13 protein-coding genes are annotated in these 19,161 nt (G+C 42.3%); 11 read left to right on the top strand and 2 right to left on the bottom strand.

All coding sequences use genetic code 11. The features are described from left to right. Positions 1-108: 108 nt before the first annotated feature. A complete protein-coding gene (locus G337_RS0101550; protein WP_028862307.1) occupies positions 109-915 on the bottom strand; it encodes a WecB/TagA/CpsF family glycosyltransferase in 807 nt (268 codons plus the stop codon). A 497-nt stretch (positions 916-1,412) separates the two neighbouring features. Between G337_RS0101550 and G337_RS0101545 the strand changes: the two genes are divergently transcribed. Together G337_RS0101545 and G337_RS0101540 are read left to right on the top strand one after the other, a co-directional pair. Beyond that, entirely contained in the window at positions 1,413-2,903 is a 1,491-nt protein-coding gene (locus tag G337_RS0101545) for an exosortase C-terminal domain/associated protein EpsI (protein WP_028862306.1), read from the top strand. A 48-nt stretch (positions 2,904-2,951) separates the two neighbouring features. Then, the gene (locus G337_RS0101540; RefSeq protein ID WP_245597584.1) at positions 2,952-4,916 is read left to right on the top strand and encodes an alginate lyase family protein; all 1,965 of its coding nucleotides are present in this window, start codon (positions 2,952-2,954) and stop codon (positions 4,914-4,916) included. Between the two features lie 6 nt (positions 4,917-4,922). Here the strand turns inward: G337_RS0101540 and G337_RS0101535 are convergent, their stop codons facing one another. Further along, on the bottom strand, positions 4,923-6,053 hold the full coding sequence (locus G337_RS0101535; RefSeq protein ID WP_028862304.1) for a GNAT family N-acetyltransferase: 1,131 nt from the start codon (positions 6,051-6,053) through the stop codon (positions 4,923-4,925). 123 nt (positions 6,054-6,176) lie between these two features. On the opposite strand from G337_RS0101535, the gene G337_RS0101530 reads away from it, so the two are divergent. The 9 genes from G337_RS0101530 to G337_RS0101490 all read left to right on the top strand — a co-directional run bounded on the left by G337_RS0101530 (position 6,177) and on the right by G337_RS0101490 (position 18,853). Then, a complete protein-coding gene (locus G337_RS0101530; protein WP_028862303.1) occupies positions 6,177-6,617 on the top strand; it encodes a fibronectin type III domain-containing protein in 441 nt (146 codons plus the stop codon). A 379-nt stretch (positions 6,618-6,996) separates the two neighbouring features. After that, entirely contained in the window at positions 6,997-8,250 is a 1,254-nt protein-coding gene (gene wecC, locus G337_RS0101525; protein ID WP_028862302.1) for a UDP-N-acetyl-D-mannosamine dehydrogenase, read from the top strand. Between the two features lie 105 nt (positions 8,251-8,355). Next, a complete protein-coding gene (gene prsK, locus G337_RS0101520; protein WP_028862301.1) occupies positions 8,356-10,437 on the top strand; it encodes an XrtA/PEP-CTERM system histidine kinase PrsK in 2,082 nt (693 codons plus the stop codon). Between the two features lie 138 nt (positions 10,438-10,575). Continuing rightward, on the top strand, positions 10,576-11,172 hold the full coding sequence (locus G337_RS0101515; protein ID WP_037026880.1) for an XrtA/PEP-CTERM system exopolysaccharide export protein: 597 nt from the start codon (positions 10,576-10,578) through the stop codon (positions 11,170-11,172). 2 nt (positions 11,173-11,174) lie between these two features. After that, complete coding sequence (locus G337_RS0101510; protein WP_028862299.1) at positions 11,175-12,716, top strand: XrtA system polysaccharide chain length determinant; 1,542 nt, start codon at positions 11,175-11,177, stop codon at positions 12,714-12,716. 3 nt (positions 12,717-12,719) lie between these two features. Next, the gene (locus tag G337_RS0101505; RefSeq protein WP_028862298.1) at positions 12,720-13,481 is read left to right on the top strand and encodes a CpsD/CapB family tyrosine-protein kinase; all 762 of its coding nucleotides are present in this window, start codon (positions 12,720-12,722) and stop codon (positions 13,479-13,481) included. A gap of 10 nt (positions 13,482-13,491) precedes the next feature. Then, positions 13,492-14,781 carry a porin family protein gene (locus tag G337_RS0101500; protein ID WP_028862297.1) on the top strand — a complete coding sequence of 430 codons (1,290 nt, stop codon included), beginning with the start codon at positions 13,492-13,494 and terminating at the stop codon, positions 14,779-14,781. A gap of 26 nt (positions 14,782-14,807) precedes the next feature. Continuing rightward, a complete protein-coding gene (gene prsR / locus G337_RS0101495) occupies positions 14,808-16,160 on the top strand; it encodes a PEP-CTERM-box response regulator transcription factor (protein WP_157619154.1) in 1,353 nt (450 codons plus the stop codon). A gap of 47 nt (positions 16,161-16,207) precedes the next feature. Next, entirely contained in the window at positions 16,208-18,853 is a 2,646-nt protein-coding gene (locus tag G337_RS0101490; RefSeq protein WP_028862295.1) for a tetratricopeptide repeat protein, read from the top strand. Positions 18,854-19,161: the final 308 nt, after the last annotated feature.

Here is a 19,161-nt window from a genome sequence, read left to right as displayed (position 1 = left end):
CACCGTTTATAAACAGTTGAAGAATAAGTGGATAAAATTCGCCGTTTTTTACAACCAGCTGAATAATCAAACGGGTAATTTTATTAAGCTTAGTTCGATACTTTAAAACTAACGAGATTTACTGGGAAAAATCATTTCTTTGACTAACAGAGCAATAAATAACGTATTAGTCACTAAATAACGCTTCCATAAACGCCCGGGCTCCTGCTTCACCCGATATAACCACTCCATTCCATACTTCTGCCACAGCAGCGGTGCACGCGTTACTTTTCCAGCTAACACATCAAAGGAACCGCCTACACCATGCACAACAGGAACCCGCATGGTTTCATTCCAGCGGGCCATAAACTGCTCTTTTTTCGGCGAAGTTATTGCAACAAATAATACGTCAGCCTGCGAATCCGCAATCTGCCGCGCAACAGCCTCCTCCTGATCATCAGAAAAGTATCCATGCCGGCAGCCTGCGATGATAACTCCCGGATACAGCCTGCGGATTTCAGCTTCTGTTTTAGCGGAAATATCCGGGGCGGCACCAAGACAGAATACTTTATAACCCCTGCTGCTGCCCTGTCTCAAGATGGCGTGCATTAAATCAATACCAGCGATCCGCTCTGGTAATTTATGTCTAAGCAGCCAGCTTGCAGCCACCAGCGAACTTCCATCGGCAAGAATCATATTCGATGACTGAACATCAAGGTTAAGAGCCGGGTTGCGTTTCATATTGACTATTTTTGCAGCATTCAACATACCAATATGCAGTGATTTTTTTTCTCTGACAGCCGCATCGATATTATCCAGGGCATCAGATTCACTGAGCGCATGAACCTTAATGCCGAATAAAGTTACATATTTCTGGGTAACATTAAACACTGGCAAGGAAGGGAGCGGGGCAGACGGTTTGCTCAATGCAGGCATAAACTATTCTCCGTAACCAAAAACACTACCGACAGTAAAGAAATCAAATAAAAAAGATATTAAGAACATAATGATAGATAAGATTTATCACTTTAACTAATTTATAGAAGTAAATAAGCCGGTGAGCAATTCTCCGTCATCTCCGGAAAAAATTTAAGCAGACAGCAGCCAGAGTAAGTTTTTTTGTTCGCTTAAAGGAACTATACCCATGCTGCCTCAAGATGCTTTGTCAGGCGCTAGCTCGGACACCAGAGCAAGGCGCAATATGAGGTAATTGTTATTCACTTTTCGATTGTTGCAACGCAGGGCTGGTTTTCGAGCTAGTGCCCCGTAGGGTAAGGAAACTTGCACCGATCTGCGTTGTTATAAAACCTCTATGTAGAATAACTATACTTCAATTTTATGCCTAGCATCTCGGCACAATTTGCCTTGCTGACTTTGCATCTTGAAGTAACATGGGTATACACTCATTTAAAGTTATTTTAAGGATACTTAATATGTATTTTAGTGACCGAAAAAAATTAACTTCATTTTTTGCATTCAATATTATATTTGTTCTAGTCGCTAATCCGTCAGTTGTTTCTGAGCTGATCGCTGAATGGTGGAGTGTAGGCCCCTATAACCACGGCCTGTTAGGTTTCGGCCTAAGCATGTACTGTTTCTGGTTAAAGCGGGATATTTTCAGCTGTTACAGCTTCAAACCTGTTACGATTCTGTTCATTCTCTGCAGCTGTCTGTTACTTTTTACTGCAAACCTTGCCAGTATCGGCCAGCTCCAGCAGCTGAGCGTATTTCTTATCGTAACCGCTTTGTTAACCTCGGTTTACGGTTATAAAATTATTAAAACTCTCTTTCTGCCGCTGCTGATACTGTCTCTAACACTACCCATATGGAATATACTGCAGGTACCCTTACGGGATATTTCAACTGCGGTTAGTTTTCATAGTGTCAGTCTGCTCGGGTTCGAAATAACTAGAGAGGGTTACCGCCTTATTACACCGGGCGGTATATTCAGTGTCGAAGAAGCATGCTCAGGTCTCGGCTTCTTTTTAGTCTCCGCTTTATATGCGGGTTTTGTTACTCAGTTCAATAATTTAACTTATAAAGCCGGATTAGGCTTCCTAATACTTGCTGTTATTATCGCTATAATTGCTAACTGGATCCGTATAACAGTTATTATTATTGTCGGCAGCCAGACTCATATGCAGCACTTTATCGTACAGGATCATTTAACATTCGGCTGGTTTGTTTTCGCCGCCGGTATTCTGCCTCTTATCATTATCGGACAAGCCAGTTTTAATGAACCCGCAGCAGATAATTCAACTAGCTCCGTAGAGCAAAATGCACGGCCTGTTCTCAATACACGATACTTATTACTGGTATCGGCCATTGTCGTGCTCTCCAGCGGTGCTTTTTCATATGTTTCCTCCCGCTATGATCCCGACTACAAGTTTATATTACCGACAATAAGCAGTTATAAACAACTCGGTCAGGTTAATGCGGCCAGTCCTAACTGGTCCCCGACCTCAATCGGGGCAAGTTCAGAACAGTTCGTCTATTTCTCTCAGGGGGAGTTGTTAATTCAAGTTTATCTGGCCAATTATGTGCGTCAGCGTCAAGGGCAGGAGATGATCTTTGTAGAAAACCGTCTGTTTAATGAAAACCGCTGGGCAGCAGTTGGCCAGGAAACATTAGCCATCAAACAGAACAGCGTGCTCAATAAAGTAAATTTAATCAAACTTCGCCGAGATACAAAACGCTCGCGCTTAATTGCCTACTGGTATGTGAACGACGGACACTTTAGCGCAGATAAAAAACAGTCGAAATGGAATGAAGCAGTCGCGACAATAAAAGGCAGCCCCGGCGCAACACTGATCGCGGTTGCACTTGACTATCATAATCAAGAGCAAAGCCGTGCACTGAAAATAATAAGTGACTTTTCTTCTGAATTTATCAGGCCCTCAGCTTCACCTGAGCCGCAAATATAGGAAGTCCTTATGCAGAGTGCCTTTTGGTATATAAAGCGTCTTAATAGCATGTCATATAGAGAAATAATCTGGCGTTTAAGATTATTAGCTGAAGCGGTTATTGAACGGCTTCGTGTACAGCTCAAACAAGTTCCCGAGGCTCAGTTTCAAGCTGATTATAATCCTGATGCAGAGTTTAAGCCGCCTTTTAAAGTCTTTGTCGGTGATATCAGACAATTTAATATTTTATGGCGAGCCCCGCTGCTTTATAAAGCAGATTATATTATTAACCATCGCCTCAGTTTTTTTGATCTGCAGGAACATCACCTGGAATCACCAGTCAACTGGCATAAAGATCATGCGGCAGGCCGGCAAACCAGCCGTAAACATATTATGGCAGTCAACTACCGGGACACAGCCGTTAATGGTGACTGTAAACTGGTGTGGGAGCCAAACCGGCATCATCAGTTTGTAGTACTTGCCCGGGCGTATCAAGTAAGCGGGCAGTTAAAATACGCACAAGCGGTTGTAAAGCAGCTAAACAGCTGGCTAGATGCTAATCCATATGGTTACGGTATGAACTGGTGTAACCCTCTTGAGCTGGGCATCAGACTTATTAACTGGGTATGGGCGATTGATTTAATTCAAGACTCTGGATTATTCAGCGGTCAGTTTAAGAGACGAATATTAAATAGTGTTTTTCTGCATTGTCGTGATGTAAGTGCAAAATTCTCTCAAGGCTCTTCAGCAAATAATCACCTAGTTGGAGAAGCCGCTGGAGTTTACATCGCTTCAAGTTATTTTTCGGTACTCAAAGACGCTCCTGCCTGGCGTATTAAAAGTAAAGCTGTATTAGAAACTCAAATACAGGCACAAACCTTTGCCGACGGCTGTTCCAGAGAGCACGGCTTCGGCTATCAGTTTTTTGTTTTTCAGCTGTACTTAATCTCCTCGCTGGCGGGACAATGGCGCCAGGATAATTTTTCAGCGCCTTATCACAATACCCTAAATAAAATTGCCGAGTTTATTGCCAGGGTTGCTCAAGGCGGTGAAAACTACCCGATGCTTGGTGATCAGGACGATGGTTACGCCCTGGATCTTGGTGATCATGTCCATAATATTAATGCAGTCTGTGACACTGCCTATTATCTTTATGATCAGCAGATATTCACAACAAGCGGCCGGCAGCCCAGCGAAACTGCATTCTGGTTATTTAACCAGCGAATCATTCGCCGGCATAACGAGTCAGCAGAACAGATCAAGGTATTAACCTCACACAGATTCAATGAATCAGGTTATTTTCTCTTACAGGCTGGTTTAGCTGCTGAGCATAATCAGGTCAGTATCCTGTTCGATTGTGCAGAGCTGGGTTATACATCAATTGCCGCTCACGGCCATGCCGATGCATTAAGCTTTGTTATGCGCATTAATGGTAAAGATCTGCTTATTGACAGCGGTACTTATGATTATTACAGTTTTCCGCAGTGGCGCTCCCATTTTAGAAAAACCAAGGCGCATAATACCCTTGAGATTGACGGCCTGGATCAGTCAGTTATGACCGGCCCGTTTATGTGGGAACAGCATGCTCAAGCCCGCTGTTTACTTTGGGAGCCCAGCGGCTGCGGCGGCAGGGTTACTGGTCAGCATAACGGCTATCAGCGCCTGACCTCACCCGCTCTTCACCAGCGCAGTCTGGATTTGAATTCACAACAAAAACAGCTGCAGATTACTGATAAAATCCATACTCAAGGGCGGCACGATATAGCAGTCTACTTCCATCTTTCAGAGTACTGTAACGATATAGCCATTAACGGCCATATCTGCACCTTAACCCTGGCTGAAGAAAAAATATCTATTTATTTACCCGAAAATCTGCAGCTGTCTTTAGTGACGGGAAAACCCGGAGAGGATACACATAAGGCCTCATTAGGCTGGATAAGCCGCGGTTATCATCAGAAAAAGCCTATAACAACCTTAGTTGCTAAAGGCTGCATAACAGGCGAACAGCAGTTTAAAACCATTATAAACTGGTGACTGCTTTTAACTGCAGGGTTTCAGATAACGGCCGGTCGGCCAGATCTTTTTTGTATAAAACGGCAGGTTCAAAGCTTTATCCCGCCAGATAAACAGACTGCAGCCGAGCCTTTTTTCAGCCAGCCAGCGTCGTTTATGATCGCTGTAACCACCTAAAAAGTCATAACAGTTTAATTGTTCCTGAGCACAGTATGAAAATGCAGAATAACGTAAAACCTGTCCGATTCCCGGTAAAAATTTCGGGTTATAACCTTCCTGAAGCGCCAGAAAATCATTGTTATAAACATAACCCAGCTGCATAGCCTGTGTCTCATTATTACTCTGCAGACTAAATAAACGCAGCCAGCCTTGCTCCAATGCCAGCGGCACAAACAAACGGTAAAAGGCAGCTAGCTCAGGGCGGCGCTGAAAGGAACCGCTTGATCCGGCATGTAACCAATGCTGATTATGTAAACTAAACAGCTTCTCGAGCTGCTGGAATATATCACTATCCGGATCACTAACAGTAATCTGCCACGGTCCAAGTTTATCAAGACGCCTGCTGGATTGACGGATATTAGTACGCAGGCTTTTCGACAGCTTAGGTAATATATCGCTTCTAAACAGCTCTAGCGGCACCCGAGAAAACTCAACTGTACGCTGATTACAATGAAGTGATTTTACTTCCGCTAAGGACTGCAGCAGCGTTTTTCCACCTTCACTCCAGGCGGCAATATTAGTAAACCAGATAAAGTCCCAAAGAACTTTAACCTCAGGAGAGAGCAGCTGACGCCATAACCCGGCTTTAACCGCAGTGCTGTTATCGCGATGAACAATAAAATTTGAATATTCTGAGCCGATAGCCTGATCTCCAGCAAATCTCAATGCGTTATAGGTGAACAGGTGAGCAAGGCGATACTGCTGAATATAAAAAGGAGCAATACCAATAATTTCACCAGACTTTTCGATAACGATAATTATCGGTTTAATAAGGGATTTCTGACTGTTACGCCAGCAGTTTAGCCACTCCCAGGTCAGGAATATATTGTCAGCATCAGACTGCTTAAGCAGCTTATTCCACTCTGCTCTGATATTTTCAAAACCATGCCAGTCACTGATAACACGAGCATGAATTAATTTGTCTGCATTTATCTGCATACACCTCCCTAGCGATCCATTCAAAGCTGTTATGGTTATAACTGGCAAATTTGACAGTTGAATATTATTCTCTATCATATTCAACTGTTCGATTTTCAACCACTAATAAGCGTAAGCCAGTTAATGAATTATTTAAAACTCTCACAAACTTCAAGCAGATTTTATCTGCCGCCTTTCTTTTTCGGCTTATCAGCTCTGCTGCTGAGTGCCTGCGGCGGCGGTGGTGGCGGCGGCTCTTCATCAATAGCAGTTTCAGATACAAATAACACAGAAGCATCAACGGCGCAGACCGAGCAAATCAGCAGTTCCACTGTCAAGATTAGCTGGGAAGCCCCAACTTTCAATGAAAACGGCTCGGAGCTGACAAATTTATCCGGTTTCAAAGTCTACTACGGACAGTCTGCACAAAAGTTAGATAAGTTGATAATTATTAATGATCCGCAGCAGACATTTATCAAAATAGATACATTGTCGGCAGACAGGCTTTATTTTTTCTCAATAACTGCATTTAACGATTCCGGATTCGAAAGCCGGCATACAAATATTGTGCAGATCCAGCTCTAAACATAATGTTTTACTAAAACACCGGCTTTATTCTATCCACAATACATTTTCAATTAAGAGCTGCACTATGAGAGATAAATCACTTAATTATGTATTCACAAATAGTTTGCTAGACAAAAAAATTCATTCCTAGACTAAGCTTCTTATAGATAAATACAGCGCTTACCTTATGCTGACAGCTGCTCTATAACAACAGCCTATACTGCTCTAAAGTTTCTCAATAAGCGCCTGCTTATCTGCTCTTACAGATACAACATATACAGCAGAAAAGATGCCGTTCAATTGTAAATAAGAACAAACATTACTATGCTGATTATAAGTTAACTATTTGATATTGCTGAACTGCCGTAATAGAAACTAACAATACACGGAGTGCCTTATGAGTTTTGAAAAAGTGTCGGTAATCGGGCTTGGATACATAGGGCTGCCGACAGCAGCAATTATTGCATCCCGAGGCATGAGCGTGATCGGCGTAGAAGTTAATCAGAAAGCAGTAGACACCATCAATGCCGGCAAAATTCATATTGTCGAACCGGATCTCGATATTGTTGTACGCAGTGTAGTATCCACCGGCAACTTACGCGCAGTTACCACAGCAGAGCCTGCGGATGTTTTTATACTTGCAGTACCGACCCCTTTTATACACAGCAATGATGACAGCCATCATCCGGATCTTCACTATATTGAAGAGGCGGCTAAGACCATCGCTCCGGTCCTGGAAAAGGGAAATCTGATTATTTTAGAATCAACATCTCCGGTAGGAACCACTGAAAAGCTGGCAGACTGGTTAGCCGAAGCACGTCCAGATTTATCTTTTCCGCAAAATAGCGGTGATGCGGCCGATATTAATATTGCACACTGCCCGGAACGCGTTTTACCAGGTCATGTACTGCAGGAATTAGTTTCCAATGACCGTGTTATCGGCGGCATAAGTAAATCATGCAGTGATAAAGCAGTTACATTTTACGCAACCTTTGTCCGAGGCGAGTGCATCGTCACTAATGCCCGCACTGCAGAAATGGCAAAATTAACCGAGAACTCTTTCCGAGACGTTAATATTGCGTTTGCCAATGAGTTGTCCGTTATCTGCGACAAATTAAAAATAAATGTATGGGAACTGATTAAATTAGCTAACCGTCATCCCCGGGTAAATATTTTAAATCCAGGACCCGGCGTCGGCGGACACTGCATTGCCGTTGATCCCTGGTTTATCGTTGACAGCTGTCCGGAAGAAGCCAATCTAATTAAGCAGGCGCGTTTAACCAATGATCATAAACATTTTTACGTTATCGAACAGATAACCCGTGCTGCAGATGAGTTTAAACGCCCTGTTATTGCCTGCTTAGGACTGGCCTTTAAAGCGGATATTGATGACCTTAGGGAGAGCCCCGCCTTACAGATCGTTGAACAGTTAGCCAAAAACAAAATTGGCCAGTTAATTGCGGTCGAGCCGAATTTACGCTCATTACCTGAGCATCTGCTTAGAATGGGCGTTGAATTTACCCACCTGGAACATGCGCTGGAAATTGCTAATGTGGTAGTTGTACTGGTGGATCATAAGGAATTTAAAACCGCAGCAGATAAAACTCACTTTGCAGCCACTATGGTGATTGATACCCGCGGAATCATATAAACAAAGATGCTGGTTTTAAATATGTATTGTTAAAAATTATACAGGAAGTAGCTTCAGAAAAGGGCTGCTGCCGTTAGTTACGAAAATTTCGAGGTAAGCAGAATAATGATCGATTATTACTTACAGCTAACTATTTTTGATTTACTAACAGCCTGCGTTGAAATCTCATTAGCAGTTACCGCTTTAATTAATATAAAAAACATAAAACTTAAACTTAGTTTCACTGCCATGGCGGTTTCCGCAGCCCTTTGGCATATCAGTTTAGCGAGCAGCCCGGTAAGTTTTACTGCACTGAGCTGGCAGTTTCAGAGTCTTGAAATTCTGCGTTACAGCAGCTGGTTATCAGTTCTGATTTATCTATTAATGCACTCGCGAAAAACAAAAATTCCACTGCAGTGGCCGCTGAGCATAAATTTATGCATGGCGCTTTGCCTGATCATTTTTGCCTACGGCTTAACCCGCGGTTTAACTGTATTCCCCTACCCGATATTATGGCTTTACGTAAAAATACTGTTCTGTTTAGCGGCTATTGTCATGGCCGAACAGGTGCTCAGAAATCCCGATTCCAGCCGTATAGCAAAATTTGTAGGGCTAGTTGTAATCACACAGGTTGCTTATGATACTTTGGTTTACTGCAATTTGTTACTGCAGATCAGCACCAGCAACAGCAGCAGCCTCTGGTATGCTCGCGGCTTTATCAGCAGCAGCACTTCACTGCTGCTTACTTTGAGCATTATTATTTATCCGTTTAAACAGCGCCTGGAAAGTAAATTTAAACTGTCAAATACGGTGATCCTGTTTAATACCAGCTTTATCCTGGCGGGTATTTTTTTAGTTTCCATGTCATTACTCGGCCTTGCGGTTAAATCACTTAACATTCAATGGGCTGAAGTTCTGGAAATATTATTCTATGTCATGGCAGTCTTTGCCATTGCCACCCTGTCATGTATGGAAAAATTTAGAAAAAGAGTTAATGTCTGGACCAGCAAACACTTCTTCACTCACAAATATGACTATCATAAGCAGTGGATTAAACTGGATGTTCTGCTTTCTAAAAAAAACCCGGACGGTAATAATTATGAGACAGCCCTGCTGGCTATGACAACATTATTTGACTGCTGTAAAGGCGGGATCTGGATAAAAGGACAGCAGTTTTTCTCCCTCGTAGCCGTAAAAAACCTCGATTTACAATCCACCCTGCCGATTGAACCTAACGACAGTGACTTTATTCAGATAATGGAGCAGCAGGAGTGGGTTTTCCAGGCTCCCCGCTATTCCGGCGACACTGACAATCCCTACAACGAGCATCTGCCTGAATGGTTTGTTGATACTGAAAATGCCTGGACGATTGTGCCCCTCAACAACCGTAATAACCTGATTGGTTTCATTGTATTATGCAAAGAATCTGTTTTCTCATGTTTAACCTGGGAAGATTTAGACATCCTGAAACTTACCGGAAGGCAAGTCGCCAGTTATATTGCTCATCAGCAGGCATCAGAAAAATTAATCCAGAATAAAAAATTTGATCTGTTTAACAAGGTTACCGCTTTTGCAATTCACGATATAAAAAACCTGGTTGCACAGCAGCGCCTAATGATAAAAAATGCCGACAAATTCAAGCATAAACCAGAATTTGTCAGCGACGTAATTTTAACCATCACTAATTCAGTTGAAAAAATGGATAAACTGTTAATTAAACTGCAGGGTAACCCGCAGGGAAACATGGAAAGAGTTAACGTTAATGACACTCTGTTAAATGCGCTGGAAATGAATTCCAATAGTTTTCCCAAACCGACCCTGTCCGTTAACGGCCCGACGGCCTTTGTAATGGCGGATCCGGACAAATTGTTAATGGTCATCAATCACCTTATAAAAAACGCTCAGGATGCGACTCAGGACAGCGGAACAATCGCTATTAAATTAAACACACAAAAAGAAGCTTTATGGTTAGAAATCAAAGATTCAGGCTGTGGAATGGAGCAATTTTTTATAAATGAACTATTATTTAAACCGTTTTCCAGTACAAAAAAAAATGAAGGTATGGGAATAGGAGCCTATCAGATAAGAGAGCTAATACACTCATTACAGGGAGAGCTTTTTGTTGAGAGTGTTAAAGAAAAAGGCACTACATTTTCCATCTATTTACCCTTAAATATCGCAGAAAAAGACTTAAATAAATCAGCTTAACGTTTTCAGAAAACAGGGATATTCAATAAGCAGATTAAGGTACCTCCCAGATACCGATAAACGATAAGTGTTTTAAAAATTGTGAGTATCAAATTAGTTTATAACTTTAAATTAAACGGATAAATGATAGAGGGCTATATGAAAAACATACTATTAATAATGCTCAGCGCCACAATCTTGACTGCTTGTGCAGCCTCAATTGAAACACCCGAACAGGCAGTTGAGGTCCAGGAATATACCATTGGTACTGGCGACCAGCTGTTTATCAATGTCTGGCAGAACCCCGACCTGTCAATGACCGTACCGGTTCGCCCCGACGGGAAAATATCAGTGCCCTTAGTGGGTGATGCAACAGCGGTTAACCTTTCCGCAGAAGAGCTGGCAGTCATGCTGACTAAGCAGCTGGAAAAATTTATCCGCCAGCCTAAGGTAACTGTCATTGTTATCTCCGCAGAGAGTGCCGAATTCTTAAGCCGGGTACGCATTACCGGTGCTGTGCAGATTCCACAGTCTATCCCCTACCGCCGCGGCATGACCATACTGGATCTGGTACTTCAAGCCGGCAGCTTAACCTCTTTTGCCGATGGAGATGCGGCTCTGCTGTATAGAAAAACCAAAGACGGCACCAAACGCTACTCCATACAGATCGATAAAATAATTAAGAAAGGCGATATCACAACAAATTATGAGCTTCAGCCGTCAGATATTCTAATCGTCCCAGAGAGTTTATTTTAATTATGGAACATAACGATATTTTAAAATACTTAATTACAGCATGGCGGGAAATATGCCAGCGCAAATTCAAAGCAGCTTTTGTTATCACGCTGCTGAGCTTTGCAGTTATGGCAGTCGGTATATTTAAACCGTCTGTATTTAGAAGTGAAGTCACTATTTACGCAGATACTCAAAATGTTATTAAACCCTTATTAGGTAAACAGACAGAAGTTACCCGCGTCAAACAGAACCGTACGGATCAGGTTCGTGACATCATCTATTCGCCGCGTCAGTTAACCAAGGTGATAAACCGAATTTACGGTAAAAACGCATTTCCTGAAGGCACCGAGAAAGAAAACAAGTTAACTGAGCTGCGGCAGAAGTTAAGTATCGAAAGCATCTCCGGCAACTACATCAGAGTTTCATATGAAGACGATACCGCCGACAAAACCTTTCGCCTGCTTAATGAAGTTGTACTGCTGTTTATCGAAGACAGTGCCAATACTAAACGGGAAGAGAGCCGCAGCGCATTTAACTTTATAGAACAGCAGGTTGACAGCTATAAAAAACAACTGCTGCTGGCCGAACAAAGATTAAAAAACTTTAAATCAACGCACCTGGACGGCACAGAATCAGAAGTTGAAGCACGCATATCAGCAATACGCGCCGATATTGAAGATATGAAAATTCAAAAAATGGAAAGCTTAACACGCATTTCATCGCTCAAAAAACAACTGTCGTCACAGGATAAGTTTTCTGCAAAAGATTATGAAACGGCCCTTTATCATACCCGCCTTAAAGAACTGCAAAAAGATCTCGCTAACCTGTTATTAACTTATAAGGACGACTATCCGGCCGTCATTGAACTAAGATATCAGATTAATGATCTCAAAGGTGCTATTGAAGATTTAAATGAGGCAGAAAAAACACCGCCCGGTACAAGTGCCGATTTTAATCCTTTATACAAGGAGATAAGCAGTAAGTTATCTACAGCTCAAGTTGAACATACCACTATCAATAACCGCTTAAATGCTTTCAGAGCATTACTTGACGAGGCTTATGAGCGGCGTAAACGTATTGCTAATAATCAGGCGGAGCTTGCTGAACTAAACCGGGATAATAATGTAACCAAAATATTATATGAAGACATGCTCGCCAATAAAGAAAAAGCCCGCCTGTCCATGGTCTTAGATATTGAAGGACAAGGGGTAAACTACAAAATCCAGGAGCCGGCAACTTATCCGACAACTGCATCTGGCCCCCGGTTTCTGCATTTTGTTATCGCCGGCCCGATTCTGTCTTTTCTGCTGCTGATAATAATATTTATCATCAAAAGTACGCTTGACGGCAGAGTAAGGTTTGCATCGCAGCTGAATACATTCGAGGGGGCCCCGCTGCTCGCCTCAATCAGCCACAGCATGAACCATTTAGAAATACGAAAACGGCGTATTCATAATATAACCTTATTGTTCTATATGTTAATCGCCATGAGTTTATATGCGGGGGCAGCCTTTATGTATAAATATGATATCCCGGCATCTCAACTGCTCACGCTTTGGAGCTAAGACATGACATTAAAAAGTGTAAATAGTGATAATACACCGCTAAATGACAACAATCATATTGTCGCGGCAAATATAGAAAAAAAGAGCCGTATGCAGATCTGCAAAATGAAAGAGGAATTTCTGCTCACTCCGGAAGAACTTGATGAACGTAAAATTATTTATGCCAGCTGCAGCAGCGGCCAGACACTTAACGATTATCGCGAGCTTCGCACTAAATTATTAAAAATTTCTAACAATAATAATTTTATCTGCATGATATCAAGCATTGATCAGGACGCAGGCACAACCTCAATCGCTATCAACCTGGCTGCCAGTATTGCACTTGACCGCAGTAAAACAGCCGTAATAATCGACTGTAATATCCACGCATCAAAACTAAACGACTACTTTAGAGTTATACCGAGACTCGGCTTAACCAACTTTCTTGCCCAGGATACCGATGATATGGAAGACATTATTTATCCGTCGGGTATTCCGCGCGTAAGAATGATACCGGTGGGCATCAGAACAGAACATGCAGCTGAATATTTTTCTTCTGAAAAAATGGAGCTGTTTATGTCGCGCATAAAACAACGCTACCCGGACAGGTTTATTATACTCGATGCACCGCCGATAGGGCTGTATGCCGAAGGGCAGATTTTAGCTTCACTTTGTGACTTTGCGATTCTGGTTGTGCGCTACGGTCAGTCAAACACGGCACAGGTACAGGCCGGGATTGACATTATCAGTACCGACAAGCTTGCCGGCCTTATTTTCAACAACTGATGGTATGCCTATGAAAATTCAATCCATGCATATATACAACGGACTGTTATATCTCGTTTTGTTTTATCAGCCGCTGTTAACGGCGGCAGAGCAGGAAAGCAGTCACCTGCCGGCACAAAAAAACTTCATCCAGTTCGGTGCTGAATACAGCTATAGTGACAATATCTATAAAACCGCAGAAAATACGCAAAGCAGCGGCCGTTCACGAGCAGATGTCGAAGTCAGTTATGCCCAGAAAAATGAAACGAATGATATTGCTCTTAACTATCGTGCAGAATATACCGATGAAAGTAATAATCTTCTGGAAGACAGTAAGTTCTGGGCCGGCAACGGACTTTTTTCTCAACAAATATTTACTAAAAATCTACTGCTTGGGCTCAGTCACGACAGGGAACGTTTTGTTGTTGATGAGAATATCGCCTCCCTGTCCTCCAATGAAACTGAGCGGGATATTTTTACGATAGAACCACAGTTGTTCATCCCCTATTCCGACCGTTCCAAGTTTATCTTAAGCGCGGCGCACAGCCAGGCAAGATTCCATGATTTCAGTAGTAAAAACAATGAAAGTAACACCGGACAGGTCAGCTGGCAGCATCAACTGAACAGGGAATTACAGCTCCAGTTTTCCTACAGTAACGGTGAGGTCGAATTTGATACAGACACCAACAGTTATAAAAAACAACAATTCAACACGCAAGTTTCCGGCAGCCACCGCATGGGCCGTTATTCACTCACTGTTGGTAAAAGCCTGGTAGATTATCAGAATGCGGAATACGACGGCCTTAATTACAGTTTGACCACTGATGCCCTGGTTAAGCAGCATCTGTTTATTTTAAAAGCAATGAAGGATCTGACCGATTCCTCACTACGGGAAGGCAACAGCAATGAACTGGATTTTTTCCAGAACCAGTTAGTATGGACCACACAAATCAGCCTGTCTCATCAATACACTATGCTTGACGACCGTTTAACCAACAAGTCATCCATTTACTTTAACAAAGACCAGTCCATCAGTAGTATCCACGAAACAAGAGACTCCAATAGCCAGGGTATAAATACACGCTTTGACTGGCCGATAAACGAGCAGTGGAGTGCAGGTTTATTTGTCCACTATAAACTGTCCGATCTGTACAGCGGAGAAAAAAAGAAGCAGATAGAAGCATCAATTTCCAGCCGCTATAATTTCACCGACGCATTATATATCCAGTTCCGTATCGACTGGGAGGATCAGAAATTTGACCGAAGTGAAGCGGACAATACGGAACAGAACTATGCAACGCGCATCGTATTTATATATTAAATACCCACGTATTTAAGGAAAATATTTTGAAAAAAGATGACGAGGCGAGTTTACTGATTGTCGAAGATGATATCGGCTTACTGACCCAGTTAAAGTGGCATTTCTGCGATTACAATATCGTTACAGCCACTACATTAAGCGAGGCTGTTGTTGCGATCCGATTACATGAGCCCAAAGTAATGGTGCAGGATCTTGGTTTACCCCCAGACGAAGACGGGGTTACTCAAGGTTTTGATTTACTGCAGCAGGCTCTGCATATGAACCCCTATATGAAAATTATTGTCATGACAGGTAATGACAGTAATGAACATGCACTTAAAGCCGTTAATCTTGGAGCCTATGACTTTTACAGCAAACCCGTTGATCCGCAGACACTGGATCTTATCGTTCAGCGGGCATTTCATATGCATCAGCTAGAAACAAAAAATCGAGAATTTAACCAGGCTAAAAGCAGTACACTTGAAGGTTTAATCACAACCGATGAAAAGATGCTGAAAGTATGCAAACTGATAGAAAAAGTCGCACCAACTAATGCCGCATGTTTATTACTCGGCGAAAGCGGCACTGGAAAAGAGGTTTTAGCTAAATCACTGCATGCACTTAGCGCCCGTAATGAGAAACGTTTTGTGGCAATTAACTGCGCGGCACTGCCTGAAAATTTATTTGAAAGTGAACTTTTCGGTTATGAAAAAGGCGCATTCACAGGAGCAGTAAAAAGCACTCCCGGAAAATTTGAACTTGCCAACGGCGGTACGGTGTTTCTAGATGAAATAGGCGAAATGCCGCTGCAGCTGCAGTCTAAGCTGCTGCGTTTTCTGCAGGAAAAAGTCATTGAACGCGTCGGAGGACGAGAGTTAATTCACCTTGATACGCGAATTGTCTGCGCAACTAACCGAGACCTTGAAGCTATGATGGCAAACGGTGAATTCCGTGAAGATCTCTATTACCGGATCGCTGAAATACAGATTGATATACCTGCCTTAAGAGAGCGTAGTGCCGATAAGATATTACTTGCGCGATATTTACTTAAAAAGTACACCCAGGAGCAGAACTTAAAAATTATCGGTTTTACTGAGGATGCTATTAACGCTATCGAAGAACATTTCTGGCCGGGTAATATTCGCGAGCTTAGTAACAAAGTCACACGCGCCGCAATTATGTGTGAGCAGAAATATATCAGCGCTGAAGATCTTGGTTTGAAATTAGTAAGCCAGACACCGCTGAACTTAAAAGAAGTTCGTCAGAATGCCGAGGTACAGGCCCTGAAAAGGACATTAATCACAACAGAAAATAACGTATCAGCAGCAGCCAAATTATTAGGCATTACCCGGCCGACACTGTATGACCTGATGAAAAAATATAACTTAAATCAGAACTAATTAATCCAGTTTCTCACTTAAACAGAGTTTGAATTAAGGAGCTCTCAATGAAGGCAACTTACTGCAGTGATAAAATAAGAATTGTTTTATCAATAACAATAATGGTCTGCGCAGCTTTACTGTCAGGTTGTAATGAATCTCCCGATTCACAAAAAGACAACCTGGCAATGTATGTCCAGCAGGGAAAGTCCTATCTTCAGCAGCATCAGTTTAAAGCGGCTTTTACTGCGGCCAATAAAGCCGTTGAAGCAGATCCGGACAAAGTTGACGGTTATCTTATTTTAGCCGCAACTTATCAAAAATCCGGTCAAGCGAACCAGAGTATCAAAGTACTTGAAAGTTATTCCGGCGTTAAGCAAAGCGAGTATTATTTCGCTCTTATTACAGCCTATCAAAAAGCAGGTAAACTGACTTCGGCTAAGAAAATTATTAACAGCCGTCAACAGCTGTTAGCAGCAGAACCTCAGCGCTTTGCGTTCGTACAGGCAGAGCAATGGTTATATTCCAGTAAACTACAAAAAGCAAAACAGGCTTTTAATCAGTTAGTCAATAATCCAGATTATGAAATTAAAAGCATGCTTGGCCTTGCCCGCATTGAAGCCGTTTCGGAAAATCAAGACGGCGCACTAAAAATCCTTGACGATATTATTGAATCAGCGCCGACAAACAGTGAAGCTTTAATCCTGAAAAGTCGTATCTACCTTGAACAGGGAGATTATATTAATGTTGAACAAACACTTTCTCTAGCATTAAGTACATTGCCGTCAGCGGATATATTTACCCCGGACAGAATCGAAATACTACAGCGTTTAACCGATGTATTGACTCTGCAGGGACGCAGCGCAGAAGCGATGATTTATTCACGGATATTAGCAGAAGAGTTCCCCGGGGCAGAGTCCGTCAGGCAGCAGTACGCCGCCGCGCTGGAGTTATTCAAAAAAACGCAGTTAACTGAAGCCAAAAAGATTTTACAGGAAATTCTTGAGACAGCCCCCTCTCACAAAAAATCGAACACACTGTTAGGCTTAATACTCTATAGCGAAGGCGATGTTAAAAATGCTGAAAAGTATTTATCCGATGTGGTTGACCCTGAAACCTCCGCAACTAAACTCACCGAACTTTATGCGGTTACCCAGCTGAAACTCAACAGATCCTCTGATGTTTTAGCCTTAATAGAGAACATGCCGGAGGAGCAGTACAATAGTGATACCTGGGCACTTTATATAACAGCAGCTGTTAAAGAAAGGCAGTTTGAAAAAGCTCAAACGGCCCTGAATCAAGCAAGAAAACTACATCCAGATTCCGCACCGCTGATATTACTGCAGGCCCTTTACTACAATCGTTTAACGACACCGCAGCCTGAAAAGGCATTGCAAACCTTAAGTGATGCATTACAAAAATCAGGAACAGAACCGAAACTGCAGACGGCCTATATTAAACAACTGCTGATTTTAAAACGCACTTCTGAGGCGGATAACTATGTTGAACAATTAGCTTTGTCCTATAAAAACAGTATCGAAACTCAATTAATCGTCGCCAGTTATCGAATTCATCAAAAACAATTCACTGCAGCCGAACAGGTTTTAAATAAAATAAGGACAGTTGAAGCTGATAATATTCAGGCCCTTTACAGCTTAAGCTACATCTATCAAGTTCAGCAGAAATGGCAGCTTAACTTATTAAATTTCAAAGAGATAATTCAGATCTACCCTCAAGAAATTCAAGCTTACCGAGGTCTGGTTTTAAGTTTAATCCAGCTGCGCTTAGATCCCTTCAAGGCAGAAGCTCATTTTCCGGGTAATCATGAACCCTCACTATTAGCACTGACATTAGCAAACTTAGCCCTGCAGCAGAATAACCTTGAGCTAACAAGCCAGCTTGCCCAGTCAGCAGACACTGGCTTGCCGGGAAAATTCCGTCCGTTATTAAATGAAGTTATGCGCCGGCTCAATTTGAAAAAAGCAGCGGCAGCACTTACCAGAGAAGATTATAAAGATGCGCGGGTAATACTATTAGCAGCGCTTCAAGAGTCTCCAGAGAACCAGCGTCTACTGAGTTTATTAGCCAACGTTGAGATTCGTTCAGGACAATACAAAGAAGCACAAAAAATCACCGATCAGATCGCAGTATTGCTGCCGGACAGCCCCCTGTCTCATATACTGCAGGCGGATCTGTATCTAGCACAGAACAAACCGCAGCAGGCGTTAGATTCATTACACAAAGAATGGCAGGAAAAAAACAATGAAATCATTGCAGAAAAAATTTATCAGACCTTAAATAAAACAGATCCGGCAGAGGCTGTAAAATATCTTGCTAAGTGGCGAATAGAAGTACCAGACAGCCTTAGAGCCATGCGTTATGATGCAATCTATCATCAGAAACATGGTAAGACAAAACAAGCACTGCTACTTTATGAAAAGATACTGAAAAAAGCACCGGGTGAAGTCACAAGCCTTAACAATGCCGCCTGGATCTATTTTGAACAGGGTGATGCCCGAGCCGTCAGCCTAGCCGAAAGAGCCTATAAAATTAATCCGACCAACGGTGCGATCCTGGACACTTACGGCTGGATCTTATTTAATAATGGCGAACAGGCTATAGGTAAAGCGTTAATCGAGAAGGCTGTACAGTTAGCGCCGGATGAACAGGCTATTAAACAGCATTTAGAGCAGATTAATAATACGCTGAACTGATTAACAGATTAACAGATTAGCCGAATCCTGCACTCGACTACTATATAAAATAGCAGATCGGCATGAACTTTTATGAGTACTAATCGCTTGTTTTTGTTCATGTCGAAAAACATTACACTCACCGATAAGTAAAAAATAACTAACAATATTAGGCAAGCCATCACAAAATGCGATTAACCAAAACAATTTCACGTGTGCAATCAAATAGTTACACGCATCAACAGCAAATAACCTAAAAAAAAGCAATATCACAACGGCGCAGCTCAATACAATTGAGTCCCTCTTCTGCACTGCTTGCAAAGACATTA

Source organism: Psychromonas aquimarina ATCC BAA-1526, from assembly GCF_000428725.1.
Taxonomy (GTDB): domain Bacteria; phylum Pseudomonadota; class Gammaproteobacteria; order Enterobacterales; family Psychromonadaceae; genus Psychromonas; species Psychromonas aquimarina.
Note: the sequence above shows the minus strand (reverse complement) of the source record. Positions and strands in the feature narration are given on the sequence as shown.